Annotated in this window: 9 protein-coding genes and 2 pseudogenes; 7 read left to right on the forward strand and 4 right to left on the reverse strand. The window is 74.1% G+C overall.

Translation table 11 applies throughout. The features are described from left to right. Positions 1 to 39 precede the first annotated feature (39 nt). Positions 40 to 2,286: an MMPL family transporter gene (locus ACOBQU_RS22550; RefSeq protein ID WP_423629116.1), complete on the forward strand. Its 2,247-nt coding sequence runs from the start codon at positions 40 to 42 to the stop codon at positions 2,284 to 2,286. A gap of 206 nt (positions 2,287 to 2,492) precedes the next feature. Here the strand turns inward: ACOBQU_RS22550 and ACOBQU_RS22555 are convergent, their stop codons facing one another. Further along, positions 2,493 to 2,834, reverse strand: coding sequence for an SsgA family sporulation/cell division regulator (locus ACOBQU_RS22555; protein ID WP_423629117.1), 342 nt, complete (start codon positions 2,832 to 2,834; stop codon positions 2,493 to 2,495). Between the two features lie 350 nt (positions 2,835 to 3,184). On the opposite strand from ACOBQU_RS22555, the pseudogene ACOBQU_RS22560 reads away from it, so the two are divergent. The 6 genes and pseudogenes from ACOBQU_RS22560 (at position 3,185) to ACOBQU_RS22585 (ending at position 8,775) form a co-directional block, all read left to right on the forward strand. Then, positions 3,185 to 4,353, forward strand: a pseudogene (locus ACOBQU_RS22560) (energy-coupling factor ABC transporter permease). Position 4,354: 1 nt separating this feature from the next. Continuing rightward, complete coding sequence (cbiQ, locus tag ACOBQU_RS22565; protein ID WP_423629118.1) at positions 4,355 to 5,116, forward strand: cobalt ECF transporter T component CbiQ; 762 nt, start codon at positions 4,355 to 4,357, stop codon at positions 5,114 to 5,116. Then, positions 5,104 to 5,865 carry an energy-coupling factor ABC transporter ATP-binding protein gene (locus ACOBQU_RS22570; RefSeq protein ID WP_423629119.1) on the forward strand — a complete coding sequence of 254 codons (762 nt, stop codon included), beginning with the start codon at positions 5,104 to 5,106 and terminating at the stop codon, positions 5,863 to 5,865. Before cbiQ ends, ACOBQU_RS22570 begins: the two co-directional genes overlap by 13 nt. Positions 5,866 to 5,901: 36 nt before the next feature. Then, positions 5,902 to 7,128 carry a serine hydrolase domain-containing protein gene (locus ACOBQU_RS22575; RefSeq protein ID WP_423629120.1) on the forward strand — a complete coding sequence of 409 codons (1,227 nt, stop codon included), beginning with the start codon at positions 5,902 to 5,904 and terminating at the stop codon, positions 7,126 to 7,128. Between the two features lie 296 nt (positions 7,129 to 7,424). Further along, positions 7,425 to 7,927, forward strand: a pseudogene (locus ACOBQU_RS22580) (YbaK/EbsC family protein). Beyond that, positions 7,924 to 8,775: a DMT family transporter gene (locus ACOBQU_RS22585; protein WP_423629121.1), complete on the forward strand. Its 852-nt coding sequence runs from the start codon at positions 7,924 to 7,926 to the stop codon at positions 8,773 to 8,775. The pseudogene ACOBQU_RS22580 and the gene ACOBQU_RS22585 overlap by 4 nt, the downstream one beginning before the upstream one ends. A gap of 117 nt (positions 8,776 to 8,892) precedes the next feature. Here ACOBQU_RS22585 and ACOBQU_RS22590 read toward each other — a convergent pair whose 3' ends face one another. The 3 genes from ACOBQU_RS22590 to ACOBQU_RS22600 form a co-directional block, all read right to left on the reverse strand. Then, the gene (locus ACOBQU_RS22590) at positions 8,893 to 10,584 is read right to left on the reverse strand and encodes a penicillin-binding transpeptidase domain-containing protein (protein ID WP_423629122.1); all 1,692 of its coding nucleotides are present in this window, start codon (positions 10,582 to 10,584) and stop codon (positions 8,893 to 8,895) included. 135 nt (positions 10,585 to 10,719) lie between these two features. Then, positions 10,720 to 12,351, reverse strand: coding sequence for a penicillin-binding transpeptidase domain-containing protein (locus ACOBQU_RS22595; RefSeq protein ID WP_423629123.1), 1,632 nt, complete (start codon positions 12,349 to 12,351; stop codon positions 10,720 to 10,722). Positions 12,352 to 12,540: 189 nt separating this feature from the next. After that, positions 12,541 to 14,283 carry a dolichyl-phosphate-mannose--protein mannosyltransferase gene (locus tag ACOBQU_RS22600; RefSeq protein ID WP_423629124.1) on the reverse strand — a complete coding sequence of 581 codons (1,743 nt, stop codon included), beginning with the start codon at positions 14,281 to 14,283 and terminating at the stop codon, positions 12,541 to 12,543. Positions 14,284 to 14,312: the final 29 nt, after the last annotated feature.

A 14,312-nucleotide genomic window follows, 5' to 3' on the forward strand; every position in this document is an offset into this window, starting at 1 on the left:
CCCGAAGCCACCCCACGACCTGACCGGGAGTACCCCCTCGTGGCCACATTCCTCTACAAACTGGGCCGAACGGCCTTCCGGCGGCGGCACTTCGTCGCCCTGATCTGGGTGGCGCTGCTCACCCTCGCCGGGGTGGGCGCCGCCTCCGCGCCCACCGCGGCGTCCAGTTCCTTCTCGATCCCGGGCACGGAGGCGCAGCGCGCCTTCGACCTGCTGGAGCAGCGCGCCCCCGAGGTCAAGGCCGACGGTGCGACGGCCCGGGTCGTCTTCCGGGCGCCGGACGGCGAGAAGGTCACCGACCCCGGCAACAAGGCCGCGATCAGCAAGACCGTGGCCGCGCTGAGGTCCGGCTCCGACGAAGTGGCCCGCGCCGACGACCCGTTCGCGGCCAAGGCCGTCTCCAAGGACGGCACGACGGCGTACGCGTCAGTGGCGTACAAGGTCACCGCCATGGAGCTGAGCGACGACAGCCGCGACGCCCTGAAGGAGACCACCGACGACGCCCGCACCGGCGGGATGACCGTCGAGGTCGGCGGTGACGCGCTCCAGGCCATGCCGCACACCGGCGCCACGGAGATCATCGGCATCGCCGTCGCCGCCGTGGTCCTGGTCATCACCTTCGGCTCGCTCGTGGCCGCCGGACTCCCGCTGCTCACCGCGCTGATCGGCGTCGGCATCGGCGTCTCCGCGATCACCGCCCTCGCCAGCGCGCTCGACCTCGGCACCACCACGTCGACGCTCGCCATGATGATCGGCCTCGCGGTCGGCATCGACTACGCCCTGTTCATCGTCTCCCGCTACCGCGCCGAGCTGGCCGAGGGCCGCGACCGTGAGGACGCGGCGGGCCGGGCCGTGGGCACCGCCGGGTCGGCCGTCGTCTTCGCCGGACTGACCGTCGTCATCGCGCTCGTCGGCCTCGCGGTCGTCAACATCCCGATGCTCACCAAGATGGGCGTCGCCGCGGCGGGCACGGTCGCCATCGCCGTCCTCATCGCGCTCACCATGATCCCGGCGCTGCTCGGGTACGCGGGCCGCAAGGTCAGGCCCGCGGGCGAGAAGGGCAAGTTGCTCGGCGGCGGCAGGAAGGCCGCCGCGCCCGCCAAGGAGAACCTCGGCACCCGCTGGGCCCGCTTCGTCGTACGCCGCCCGGTGGCCGTGCTGCTGCTCGGCGTCGTCGGCCTCGGCGCCGCCGCCGTGCCGGTCTCGCAGCTCGAACTCGGCCTGCCCGACGACGGTTCGCAGCCCACCTCCACCACCCAGCGCAAGGCCTACGACCTCATCGCCGACGGCTTCGGCCCCGGCTACAACGGCCCCCTGATGGCGGTCATCGACCTCAAGGGCGTGGCCGACCCCAAGGGCGAGGCGGCCGCCGTCGCCAAGAAGATCAGCGGCCTCGACGGCGTGCACGCGGTCAGCCCGCCCGCGCTGAACAAGGCGGGCGACACCGCGATGCTCAGCGTCGTGCCGTCCACCAAGCCGAGCGGCACCGAGACCGAGGACCTCGTCCACGCCATCCGCGACGAGGCGAAGGCGGTCAGGGCCGACAGCGGAGCCGACGTGATGGTCACCGGCACCACGGCCATGAACATCGACGTCTCCGAGAAGCTCAACGACGCGCTGCTGCCGTATCTGGCCCTGGTCGTCGGGCTCGCCTTCCTCCTGCTGATCGTCGTCTTCCGCTCGGTCCTGGTCCCGCTCAAGGCGGCGCTCGGCTTCCTGCTCTCGGTGCTCGCGGCGCTCGGCGCGGTGGTCGCGGTCTTCCAGTGGGGCTGGCTCGGCTCGTTGTTCGGCGTCGAACAGACCGGCCCGATCATGAGCATGATGCCGATCTTCATGGTGGGCGTCGTCTTCGGCCTGGCGATGGACTACGAGGTCTTCCTCGTGACCCGCATGCGCGAGGCGTACGTCCACGGCGAGAGCCCCGACGAGGCGATCGTCACCGGCTTCCGGCACGGCGCCCGCGTCGTCTCGGCCGCCGCCGTCATCATGATCGCCGTCTTCGCGGGCTTCATCGGCTCCAGCGAGCAGATGATCAAGATGATCGGCTTCGGACTGGCGATCGCGGTGTTCTTCGACGCGTTCGTGGTGCGCATGGCCATCGTCCCGGCCGTCCTCGCGCTGCTCGGCCGCCGCGCCTGGTGGCTGCCGCGGCGCCTGGACCGGGTGCTGCCGAACGTGGACGTGGAGGGCGAGGGCCTGCGCGTCCACGACGAGCCGGACGCGGACCCGGACGCGGACCCGGACGCGGACCCGGACGAGAAGCGGGAACTGGCGGGCGTCCGCTAGTCGCAGGCGTTGCGCGCCGCGCGCGCCCGGCGCGCCCGGCGCGTGGGGCGCGTGATCCGGGCCGCCGTCGTCACGCTCGCCCAGCCGGGCGGAGCGGCGGCGGTCCGGGGGCTCCGGGCCCCGGCGGTCCGCGCGGCTCCGGGCCCCGCGGCCCCGGCGGCTGGGGGCCTCCGCGCTCCCGGCGGCTCCGGGCCCCCGCGAGGGGCTCAGCGGGGCACCGGCGTGGCCGCGTGGGTCTGGCGCAGGAAGCGGATCACCGTGGACGCGTCCAGCTGGATGACCGACACCCCCTGCGGCGAGTGGAACTCCATGACCGTCTGCACCCGCCCGCACGGCCAGACGCTGACGTCACCGCTCGCGGCCGGGACGCGCAGCCCCCGCTCCAGAAGCTCCCGGTCGACGACCCACTCGCCGGAGCCCGGCAGGCCGACCCGCACCGCGCGCGGGTCGGCCTCCGGGTCGTAGCGCAGGGCGACGGGCACGACGGGGAACTCATCGGGGGAGTCGGTGACGAGGTGGGCCCGGGTGAACTGTTCGACTGCCGACATCGCTGACTCCTTGTCCTCGCCCCCCACTCTTCGTCCTCGTCCCCCCACTCTTCGTGTCCATCCACGGGTGCGCACCTCGCGGGCGCCTACACCCCAATGTCCCACAGGGGGCCACGGCGGGGGGCGCGCGCAGGCGCACGCGAAGGGGCACGCGCATCCGGCTTCCCGCCCGCGCACGGCGTAATCCCGCACCCGTATCGGGTGGTTGTTGGTAGTGGCCCGCTCTTGCGACCATTTCGCAACAGCGCACATCATGGAGAGGCCGCCGGGCTCCCCGCTCGGAGCGATCCGCTCACCGCCCGCGAGTGCCTCCCCCACGCTCGCGCGCCCTACCTTCCAGGAGTGCGCGCATGCATGTCCCCGACGGATTCATCAACGCTCCCGTCTCCGTGGCCGCAGGCGCCGTCGCCGCGGGAGCCGTCGCCGTCAGCCTCCGCGGCGCCCGCCGCGAACTGGGCGGCTCCCGGCCGGGCGAGGCCGGGGAGAGCGCACGGCGCCGCTCGCCGGGCTCGTCGCCGCCTTCATCTTCGCCGTGCAGATGCTGAACTTCCCGGTCGCCGCCGGAACCAGCGGCCACCTCCTCGGCGGCGCCCTCGCCGCGATACTCGTGGGCCCCTTCACCGGGGTCCTGTGCGTGTCCGTCGTCCTGCTCATGCAGGGCGTCCTGTTCGCCGACGGCGGCCTGACCGCGCTCGGCGTGAACATCACGGTGATGGCCGTCGTCACGACGCTCGTCGCGTACGCCGTCTTCCGCGGCCTGGCCGCCCTGCTGCCGCGCGGCCGCCGCCCGCTCACCGCCGCCGCGTTCACGGCGGCCCTGCTCTCCGTGCCCGCCGCGGCCACCGCCTTCACGCTGCTCTACGCCGTCGGGGGCACCACCGACGTCCCCCTCGGCAAGGTCGCCACCGCCATGATCGGCGTCCACGTCCTCATCGGCGTCGGCGAGGCCGTGATCACCGCGCTCACCGTCGGCGCGGTGCTCGCCGTCCGCCCCGACCTGGTGCACGCCGCCCGCGGCCTGACCGCCGCCCCCCTCAAGCTCCGCGTCGGCGGTCGGCTCGTCGACGCCCCCGAAGCGCCCGCCCCCGCGCCCACCGCCCGCTCCCCGCGCCGGGTGTGGGCCGCGGGCATCCTCACCTCCCTCGTCCTCGCGGGCTTCGTCTCCTTCTACGCCTCCCAGGACCCCGACGGCCTGGAGAAGGTCGCCCACGACAAAGGCATCGACGACAAGGAGGAGGAGCACGCCGCCGCCGACTCCCCGCTCGCCGACTACGGCGTGAAGGACATCGCCGACACCCGCCTCTCCGGCGGCCTCGCGGGCGTCATCGGCGTCGGCGTCACCGCCGCCGCGGGCACCGCCGTCTTCTGGACGGTCCACCGGCGCCGCATCCGCGCCACGGACCCGGCGTCCACGACCGCGCCCCCGACGCCCGCCGAGCGCACCGCAGCCACCGCGCCCACCGAACCCGCCGAACCCGCCGGGAACACGACGAACGCCGAGAGCCCCGAGAGCGTCTGACATGGGCGCGGGCCACAGCCACCGGCTCTACCGGCACGGGCACTCCCCGGTGCACGCCCTGCCGCCGCACACCAAGCTCACCGCCGTGCTCTGCTTCGTCGTGGTCGTGGTCTCCACGCCCCGCACGGCCGTCTGGGCCTTCGCGCTGTACGCGGCGCTGCTCGCGGCGGTCGCCCACGCGGCCCGCGTACCACCGCCGTTCCTGCTCAAGCGGCTGCTGATCGAGGCGCCCTTCGTGGGGTTCGCGGTGCTGCTGCCGTTCGTCGCGCGGGGCGAGCGCGTGGACGTCCTCGGGCTCTCCCTGAGCGAGAGCGGCCTGTGGGGCGCCTGGAACGTCCTCGCCAAGGGCACGCTCGGCGTCGCCGCGTCCGTCCTGCTTGCCGCCACCACCGAACTGCGCGCACTCCTCCTCGGCCTCCAGCGGCTGCGGCTCCCGCCGCTGCTCGTCCAGATCGCGTCCTTCATGGTCCGCTACGGCGACGTCATCGCCGACGAGACGCACCGCATGCGGATCGCCCGCGAGTCCCGCGGCTTCGAGGCGAAGGGCGTGCGCCACTGGGGCGTGCTCGCCAAGTCGGCCGGGGCGCTGTTCATCCGCTCGTACGAAAGGGGCGAGCGCGTCCACCTGGCGATGCTCAGCCGCGGCTACACCGGGGCCATGCCGGTCATCGACGAGGCGACGGCGACCCGCGCCCAGTGGTCGTACGCGCTGACGCTCCCCCTCACCGCCCTCGTCGTCTGCCTGCTGGGATGGACCCTGTGACCCCCGCTTCCCTTGAGGTCACCGGCCTCGCCTACGCCTACCCCGACGGCCACCAGGCCCTGTACGGCGTCGACCTGACGATCGCCCGCGGCGAGCGGGTCGCCCTGCTCGGCCCGAACGGCGCGGGCAAGACGACCCTCGTGCTGCACCTGAACGGCATCCTCACCGCGGGCGCCGGGACCGTCACCGTCGCCGGACTGCCCGTCGGCAAGCGGCACATGGCGGAGATCCGCCGCCGCGTCGGCATCGTCTTCCAGGACCCGGACGACCAGCTGTTCATGCCGACGGTCCGCGAGGACGTGGCGTTCGGCCCGGCGGCGGCCGGGGTGCGCGGCCCCGACCTGGAAGCGCGCGTGCGCCAGGCGCTCGACCGGGTCGGCATGGCCGACTACGGGGACCGGCCGCCGCACCACCTGTCCTTCGGCCAGCGCCGCCGCGTCGCCGTCGCCACCGTCCTCGCCATGGAACCGGAGATCCTCGTCCTCGACGAGCCGTCCTCGAACCTGGACCCCGCATCTCGCCGCGAACTCGCCGACATCCTCCGCTCCCTGGACGTCACCGTCCTCATGGTGACCCACGACCTGCCCTACGCCCTCGAACTCTGCCCCCGCTCCCTGATCCTCAGCGAGGGCGTCATCGCCGCCGACGGCCCCACGGGGGAGCTGCTCGCCGACGACGAGCTGATGCGCCGCCACCGCCTGGAGCTGCCGTTCGGCTTCGATCCGAAGACAGCGGGCGCCGCGCGCTAGCGGAATCTTCGGCGGCGGGCGGTGGTTGTGCCCAGCATGGACACAGAGGCACGCGGCGGCACAGCGGTGCACGGCACGGTCGCCCCCGGCTACGAGCCGGTGCGGGACGCCTTCGTACGGAACTTCACCGCGCTCGGCGAGCACGGCGGCGCGGTTGTCGTGTACCGCGACGGGCGCCGGGTCGTCGACCTGTGGGGCGGCACGAAGGACGTCGACGGCGGCCCCGACGGCGCGCCCTGGGAACAGGGGACCGCGCAGGTCGTCCGGTCGGCGACCAAGGGCGTCGCCGCGGCCGCGCTGCTCCTGCTGCACCAGCGCGGGCTGCTCGACCTCGACGCGCCCGTCGCCGCGTACTGGCCCGAGTTCAAGGCGCACGGCAAGGAACGGGCCCGCGTGCGGGACGTCCTCGCCCACCGGGTGGGCGTGCCCGCCCTCGACCGGCCGCTCACACCCGCCGATGCGGCGTCCCCCGAGGTCGCCGCCGCCGCGGTCGCCGCGCAGGCCCCGTTCTGGGAGCCCGGCACCGACCACGGGTACCACGCGCACACCTACGGCTGGCTCGTCGGCGAACTCGTCCGCCGGGTCACCGGGCGGGACATCGGCGCGTTCGTCGCCGACGAGGTCGCCCGGCCGCTGGGGCTCGGCCTGTGGCTCGGGCTGCCCGACGCCGAGGCGGGCCGGGTCGGGCGGCTCGGCCCCCTCGCCCCGCCCGCCGCGAGCGGCGGCGCCCTCAGGACCCGGCCCAAGCCGCGCGTCACCGCCGCCTACACCGACCCCGCCTCCCTCACCCGGCGGGCCTTCGACGTCATCTCCCCCGCGCCCGACGAGAACGGCGCCGCCTACCGGGCCGCGGTGCTGCCCGCGTCCAACGGCGTGGCCACGGCGGACGGGCTCGCCCGGCTGTACGCCGCGCTCATCGGCCCCGTGGACGGCGGGACCCGCCTCCTTCGCCCCGAGACCCTCGCCCTCGCCCGCGGCGAGGCGTCCGCCGGGGGTGACCGGGTGCTCGTCGTGCCCACCCGCTTCGGGCTCGGCTACATGCTCCACGGCCCGGCGGCGCCGCTCCTCGCCCCCGGCTCCTTCGGCCACCCCGGCCGGGGCGGCGCCCTCGGCTTCGCCGACCCCGAGGCGGGTCTCGCCTTCGGGTACGTGACGAACGGGATGCGCAAGGGGGTCACGGCGGACGAGCGGGCGCAGGGTCTGGTACGGGCCGTACGCCTGTCCCTCGCGGGTACGCCCCAGACCCGCCCCTCCCCGAACTAGGGGCTGCCGCCCCTAGCACCCCGCCCCCCATCGCCGCTCCGCGCCTCGTCCTCAAACGCCGGACGGGCTGAATATCACGCGCCGTACCGGCGACGGTTCCAGCCCGTCCGGCGTTTGAGGACGAGCGCGGAGCGCGATGGTTCAGCCTGTCCGGCGTTTGAGGACGAGGCCGAAGGCCGATGAACGGGGGTGCCAGGGGGCCGCGCCCCATGGTTTTGGGTGAAGGGGCGGGTCTGGGGCGCCCCGCGAGGGAAAGGGGGTCGCTTGGGTCGTACACCTACCATTAGCGTGCCTCCATGAGTGATTCACCGGAATGCCACCCCCGCTTCGCCGCAGCCCTCCAGAACCTGGGCCTCGCCCCGTTGACGGGGCGCATCCGGCGCTTCCCGGACCAGACCCGCACCGCCCAGGAGGCCGCCACGGCCATCGGCTGCGAACTCAGCCAGATCTGCAAGTCGTTGATCTTCGCGGCGGACGGCACCCCGGTCCTGGTCCTCATGGACGGCGCGTCCCGCGTCGACGTCGAGCGCGTCCGGCAGGAACTCGGCGCGCAAAAGGTCACCCGGGCCAAGGCGGACGTCGTACGGGAGACGACGGGGTACGCGATCGGCGGGGTCCCCCGTTCGGCCACGCCACCCGCACCCGCGTCCTCGCGGACCGCTCCCTGCTTGACCACGAAGTGGTGTGGGCGGCGGCCGGAACGCCGTACACGGTCTTCCCGATGGACCCCAAGTCGCTGATCGCCCACGCGGGCGGCACCCTCGTGGACGTGCGCGAGGCCGCCGGACCCGGTCAGTGACCCCGCTCGTCGCGGCGGCCGTGCTGCTGGCCGCCGTCACGCACGCGAGCTGGAACGCGATCGCCCACCACATCACCGACAAGCTCGTCGGGTTCACCCTCATATCGGGCGGCGGCGCCCTGATCGGCCTGCTCGTCGCGCCGTTCGTGGCCTTCCCCGACGGGGGCGCGTGGCCGTACCTGTTCCTGTCCGCCGCGCTCCACGTCGGCTACTACGCGCTGCTCATGCGGTCGTACCGCCTGGGGGACTTCGGCCAGGCCTACCCGATCGCCCGGGGCTCCGCGCCGCTCGTGGTGACGCTGCTCGCCGCCGTCTTCGCGGGCGAGGTGCCCGGCGGCTGGCAGGCCGCCGGGGTCGCCGTGTGCTCCGCCGGGCTCACCGGCCTCGCCCTGTGGGGCATCCGCGGCTCGGGGCGGCGGCCGAACTGGGTGGCCATCGGCGCCGCGCTGCTGACCGGCGTGTCCATCGCGCTGTACACGGTCGTGGACGGCCTGGGCGTGCGCGCCGCCCACACCCCGCTCGGGTACATCGCGTGGCTGATGCTGGTGCAGGGCACGGTCGTACCGCTGTACGCGGTGTGGCGCTGGCGCGGTGACACGGTCCGGCGGCTGCGGCCGTACGCCCGGGTCGGGCTGCTCGGCGCGGCGCTGTCCGTGTCGGCGTACGCGCTCGTGCTGTGGGCGCAGACGCGGGCCGACCTCGCGCCGATCTCCGCGCTGCGGGAGTCGTCGATCATCGTGGGCGCGGCGATCGGCGCGGTGTTCTTCAAGGAGCGCTTCGGCGCGCCCCGCCTGGTGGCCGCCGGGGTGATGGTGGCGGGCATCGGCCTGATGCTGCACGCGGGTTGACCAACGCCGGACGGGCGAGAAAGCCCGTCCGGCGTGTGAGGACGAGGCGCGAAGCGCCAAGCGGGGAAAGGGGCGAAGCCCCATACGAACCCCCGAGGGGAGCGGAGCCCGGCGGCCTCAGCCCCCGGCCAACAGCACGGCCCGCACGATCGGCCCCGCCGCCTCCCCACCGTGCCCCCCGGCCTGCACGACACCCGCGGCGGCCACGTCGCCCCGGTACGCGGTGAACCACCCGTTGGGCTTCTTCTGCCCGTCCACCTCGGCGGAGCCGGTCTTCGCGCCGGAGTCGGAGCCGAGGCCCGCCATCGGCTTGGCGGCGGTGCCCGCGACCGCCGTGTAGTGCATCAGCTCGCGCAGCGCGGACGCCGTGCGCGGGGACATCCTGCGGGCGGCGGTGGCGAGCTTGCGGTCGTCGACGTCGGGCGAGACCAGGTAGGGCTGCCGGAACGTGCCGGACTTGACGGTGGCGGCGACCGACGCCATGTTCAGCGGGTTCATCCGCACCCCGCCCTGGCCGATGAGCGACGCCGCCATCTGCGCGTGCGACTGCACCGGCACCGCCCCGTCGAAGGTGGGCACGCCGACCGCCCAGTCGTCGTTGCCGAGGCCGAAGACGTCCCGGGCCTGCCGGGTGAGGTCGTCGTTGGACAGCTTCTTCGCCTGGCTGATGAAGGCGGTGTTGCAGGACCGCGCGAAGCTCGCCCGGAACGTGCCGTTCTTGATCTGGAACTTGTTGTCGTTCTGGAACTTCCAGCCGCCGTACGTCTCGTACTTGGGGCAGGGGTGCTTCTTGTCGACGCCCGCGAGCTTCTTCTCCAGGAGCATCGACGACGTGATGACCTTCATCGTGGAGCCGGGCGCGAGGGAGCCCTGGAAGGCCGTGTTGAAGCCGCCGGGGCGGGAGTTGGCGACGGCCAGGATCTCACCGGTGCTGGGCTTCACGGCCACGACCGACGCCTGCTTGCGCTTGGCGGTCTCCTTCTCGGCGCGGGCCTGCACGCGCGGGCTGATCGTGGTCTTCAGGGTGCCCGGCTTGCCCGGGGCGAGCGTCAGCAGCGTCTTGTCGGGGGTGACCTTCGCGTCGTCGCTCTTGGTCTTCGTCCGCGCCGCGTCGTGCGCGTCCTTGCGGACGATCCGCAGTTCGATGCCGCCCGTGCCGCCCGCCTTCTTGCCGTATTTCTCGCGCAGCCCGTCCAGGACCGTGCCCAGCGAGGGGTACTTGGCGGCGGTGAGGGTGCCGCCGTCGCGGTCCAGGGCCCTGATCGGCGGGTCGCCCGCCTCGCCGGTGACCAGGCGGTCGCCGGGCCTCAGCTCCGGGTGCAGGACCGAGGGCCGCCAGGCGACCAGCGGCCTGCCGTCGGAGGTCCGGCGCACCACGGTCAGCTCGGAGCGGTAGGCGTAGGGCTTCCTCGTGTCCTGGTACGCGACGGTGGCGGCCGCCTTGAACGGCACCTTGGCGCCCTTGCGGGCCGCGGGCTTCCCGGGCGTCAGGCGCACCTCGGCGATCCGGGCGTCCTTGCGGTACGAGGTGAGCGCGGCCCGCGCCGCCTCGCGGTCGTCGGTGAGGGCCGCCGCCCGGCGCACGTCACCCGCGGCCCACGCCGTCAGGAACCGCCCGGCGGTGGCGCGGACCTCGGCGGGCGTCGGCGGGCCCGTCGCGATCCGCTTGCCGTCGCTCGCGCCGTCCCCGCCGGAGCCGACCAGGCCGTACCCGGCGAACCCCACGCCGCACACGACCACCACCGCCGCGCCGCCGAGCACCCCGGGATGCACCTTCTTCCGCTCGGTGACGCGCCTTCTCTTGCCCACGAACCCTCCACAGCGTTCCCCGTCGGCCCCCGCCGCACCTCTCTCACCAAGCCCCAACCTAGCGGCACGCGTTCAGGGCACGGACCGCGGTGTCGTCGGATCGGGCGACGGGCCGCCCGCCCGCGCGGGGGCCGCTCAGCCGCCCGCCCGCAGCACCGCCGCCACGATCGGCCCGGCCGTGTCACCGCCGTGCCCGCCCTCCTGCGCCACCGCGGCCGCCGCCACGTCCCCCCGGTAGCCGGTGAACCAGCTGTTGGGCCGCTTCTGCCCGTCGACCTCCGCGGAGCCCGTCTTCGCGCCGACGTCGGGGCCGAGGCCCGCCATCGCCTTCGCGGCCGTGCCCGACACCGCCGTGCGCCGCATCAGCGCCCGCAGCTGCGCCACCGTGCGCGGGGACAGGCCGCGCGCCGTCGCCACCTCGCCCTCGACGAGCGCCCTCGGTACGACGACGGGCTGCCGGAAGGCGCCGGTCGACGCGGTCGCCGTCACCGAGGCGAGGGTCAGCGGGTTGAGCTGCACCTGGCCCTGGCCGATGGCGTTGGCGGCCCGGTCGGGTCCGCCGGAGGGCGGCACGGCGCCGTCCCAGGAGGTGATGCCGGTGTGCCAGTCGTCCCGGCCGATGCCGAAGCCGTCGCGCGCCGTCTCGGTCAGCGACGCGTCGGTGAGCGGCTTCTCGTCGACGAGCTTCACGAACGCGGTGTTGCAGGAGCGCGCGAAGCTGTCCGCGAGCGTGGCCCTCGGCCGCGGCGCCAGGCCCGTCAGGTTGTGGAAGGTCTGGCTCTGCCAGGTCGCCGTGGCGGGGCAGGGGGCCGGTCCTTCGGCCGTGGTGACGCCCTTGTCGATGAGCATCGCCGCCGTGACGATCTTCATGGTGGAGCCGGGCGCGAGCCTGCCCTCGAAGGCCGCGTTGAAGCCGTCCGCGCGGTGGTTGGCGACCGCGAGGACCTCGCCGGTGCTGGGCTTGACCGCCACCACCGACGACTCCGGGTGCCGGGCCACCGCGTCCTCGGCGGCCCGCTGCGCCGCCGCGCTGAGCGTGGTCGGCAGGCGGCCCGCCCGCCCCTCGGCGAGGGTGAGCAGCGTCGTCGTACCGGCGTCCTCGGACTGGCGGCGCACATACAGCTCGATGCCCGCCCGGCCGCCCGCCCGCTCGCCGTACCGCGCGCGCAGCCCGGACAGGACGGGCGCCAGCGACGGGTAGCGCTTCGCCGTCAGGACCACGCCGTGGCGGTCGACGGCCCGGATCGGCGGGGCCGCCGCCTCGCCGGTCTCCAGGCTCTCGCCCTCGCCCAGCTTCGGGTGCACCACCGACGGCTTCCAGTCGACCAGGGGCCGCCCGGTGGTGCGCCCGCGCACGACCGTGAACTCCGAGGCGTAGGCGAGCGGTTTGGACGTGCCCTCGTACGACACCGTGGCGCGCACCGTGAACGGCACCCGGTCCCCGGCGATCCGGCCCGCGTCGAGCCGCACCTTCCGGATGTGCGCGTCGTCGCGGTACCCGGTCAGGGCGCGGGCCGCGGCCTCGGCGTCGTTGGTGTAGGTGGCCGCGAGGTCCGGGTCGCCCTTGGCCCAGGCGGCGAGGAACTTCCGCGCGGTGTCGCGCACTTCGGCGCCGCTCGGCGGGCCCGTCCTCACCTCGGCGGAGCCCGCGGGCGTGCCCCCGTCGTCGGTGAGCGCGCTCACCACGTTGTACGTGCCGTATCCGGCACCCCCCACCATCGCCGCGAACACGCTTCCGACGATGGCGACCTTCACCTGCTTGCGCATCAGGCACCCCCCTCCCCAGGAATGCCCACACTTTACGAGTGTGAATGGGGATCCGAGGCGTCTGTCCGCGAAGTCCGGGAAGGTGACCGAGAAACGGTTGACAGGTGTCCGATAAGGGCACGGCCGCATCCGGAATCCGAGCCCCCGATGAGGGAATTCCATGGGACGCCCGAATTCCGTACGCCAAGGTCACACCCAGGTGTCCAGCCACATCCGTGAGCGCCACGACTCGATGGGAATGGCCTGGCCCGTGTAGATCGGCCAGAAGTAGATGAAGTTCCAGAAGATCAGCAGCACCAGGACGCCCGCCGCCGCGGCGCCCGCGACCCGCCGCCGCTCGCCGGAGCCCGGCGGCCCGAGCATCGCGCCCACCAGCATCGCCACCGCCAGGCACAGGAACGGCACGAAGACCACGGCGTAGAAGAAGAAGATCGTCCGCTCCTGGTACAGGAACCACGGCAGATAGCCCGCCGCGACGCCGCACACGATCGCGCCCGCCCGCCAGTCCCGGCGGAACACCCACCGCCACAGCACATAGAGCAGGGCGACGGCCGCCGCCCACCACAGCAGCGGCGTGCCGAGCGCCAGCACCTCGCGCGCGCACTTCTCCCGCACGTCGGCCGGGCAGCCCTCCTGGCCGGGCGCGGGCGACCGGTAGAAGTACGACACCGGGCGGCCGTCGACGATCCAGCTCCACGGGTTGGACTGGTAGGTGTGCGGCGACGACAGGCCCACGTGGAACTCGTACACCTGGTGCTCGTAGTGCCACAGGCTGCGCAGCCAGTCGGGCAGCCACGTCCAGTCGCCGCCCTTGCCGTCCGTCGCCGCCCAGTCGCGGTAGTAGCCGCCGCTGCCGTCGCTCGGCGACAGGATCCAGCCCAGCCAGGAGACCAGGTACGTGGCGAGCGCCACCGGCACCGTCGCCACGAACGCGGGCACCACGTCCCGCTTGAGGACCGCCGCGTACGGCCGCCGGGCGCCCGCCACGCGCCGCGCGCTCACGTCCCAGGCCACCGTCATCAGGCAGAGGAACACCATGATGTACAGGCCGTTCCACTTGGTGGCGAACGCCAGGCCCAGGCAGAGCCCCGCGGCCCACCGCCACGGCCGCCACCCCAGGCGCAGCGTCTCGGCGACGTACGCGTCCGGGCGCGCGATCCCGTCGGCGTCCACCGGCAGGGACGCCGCGAGCCGCTCCCGCGCCCGGTCCCGGTCGACCAGGAAGCAGCCGAACGCGGCGAGCACGAAGAACATCAGCACCTGGTCGAGCAGCGCGGTGCGGCTCATCACGAAGTGCAGCCCGTCCACCGCGAGCAGCGCGCCCGCCAGGCACCCGAGGAACGTGGAGCGGAACAGGCGCCGCCCGATCCGGCACAGCATCAGCACCGACAGCGTGCCGAGCACCGCCGTCATGAACCGCCAGCCGAACGGGTCGAAGCCGAACAGCCACTCACCGACGCCGATCACGTACTTGCCGACCGGCGGGTGCACCACGTACGCGGCGTCCGAGGGCAGCGCGATGTCGCCGCCCTGCCGGATGACCTCGTCGTTGACCTTGTCCGGCCAGCTCAGCTCGTACCCGCGGTGGATGAGCGCCCAGGCGTCCTTGGCGTAGTACGTCTCGTCGAATATCACGTCGTCCGGGCTGCCGAGCCGCCAGAACCGCATCACCCCCGCCACCAGCGCCACGAGCAGCGGGCCGCCCCAGGCCGACCAGCGCACGAGCCGCCCGGCTAGCCGGGGCGGCACGCCGAGCGCCGCCCACAGCCGTGAGCCGGGCTCCGCGTACGGGGGGACGAGCCGCGTCCGCACGTCGGCTTCGGGCCGCGCCCCGTAGCCGAAGCGGCGCAGCCGGTGCCGCCACGGCGACGGCCGCTGTTCCGTTGTGGCCTGGCCCTCGCGGGTGTCCGGGGAAGACGCGGTACTGGTCACCGCGCCATCGTAGGGAACCAGAGGGTGTC

This window comes from Streptomyces sp. G45 (genome assembly GCF_049542095.1).
GTDB lineage: Bacteria > Actinomycetota > Actinomycetes > Streptomycetales > Streptomycetaceae > Streptomyces.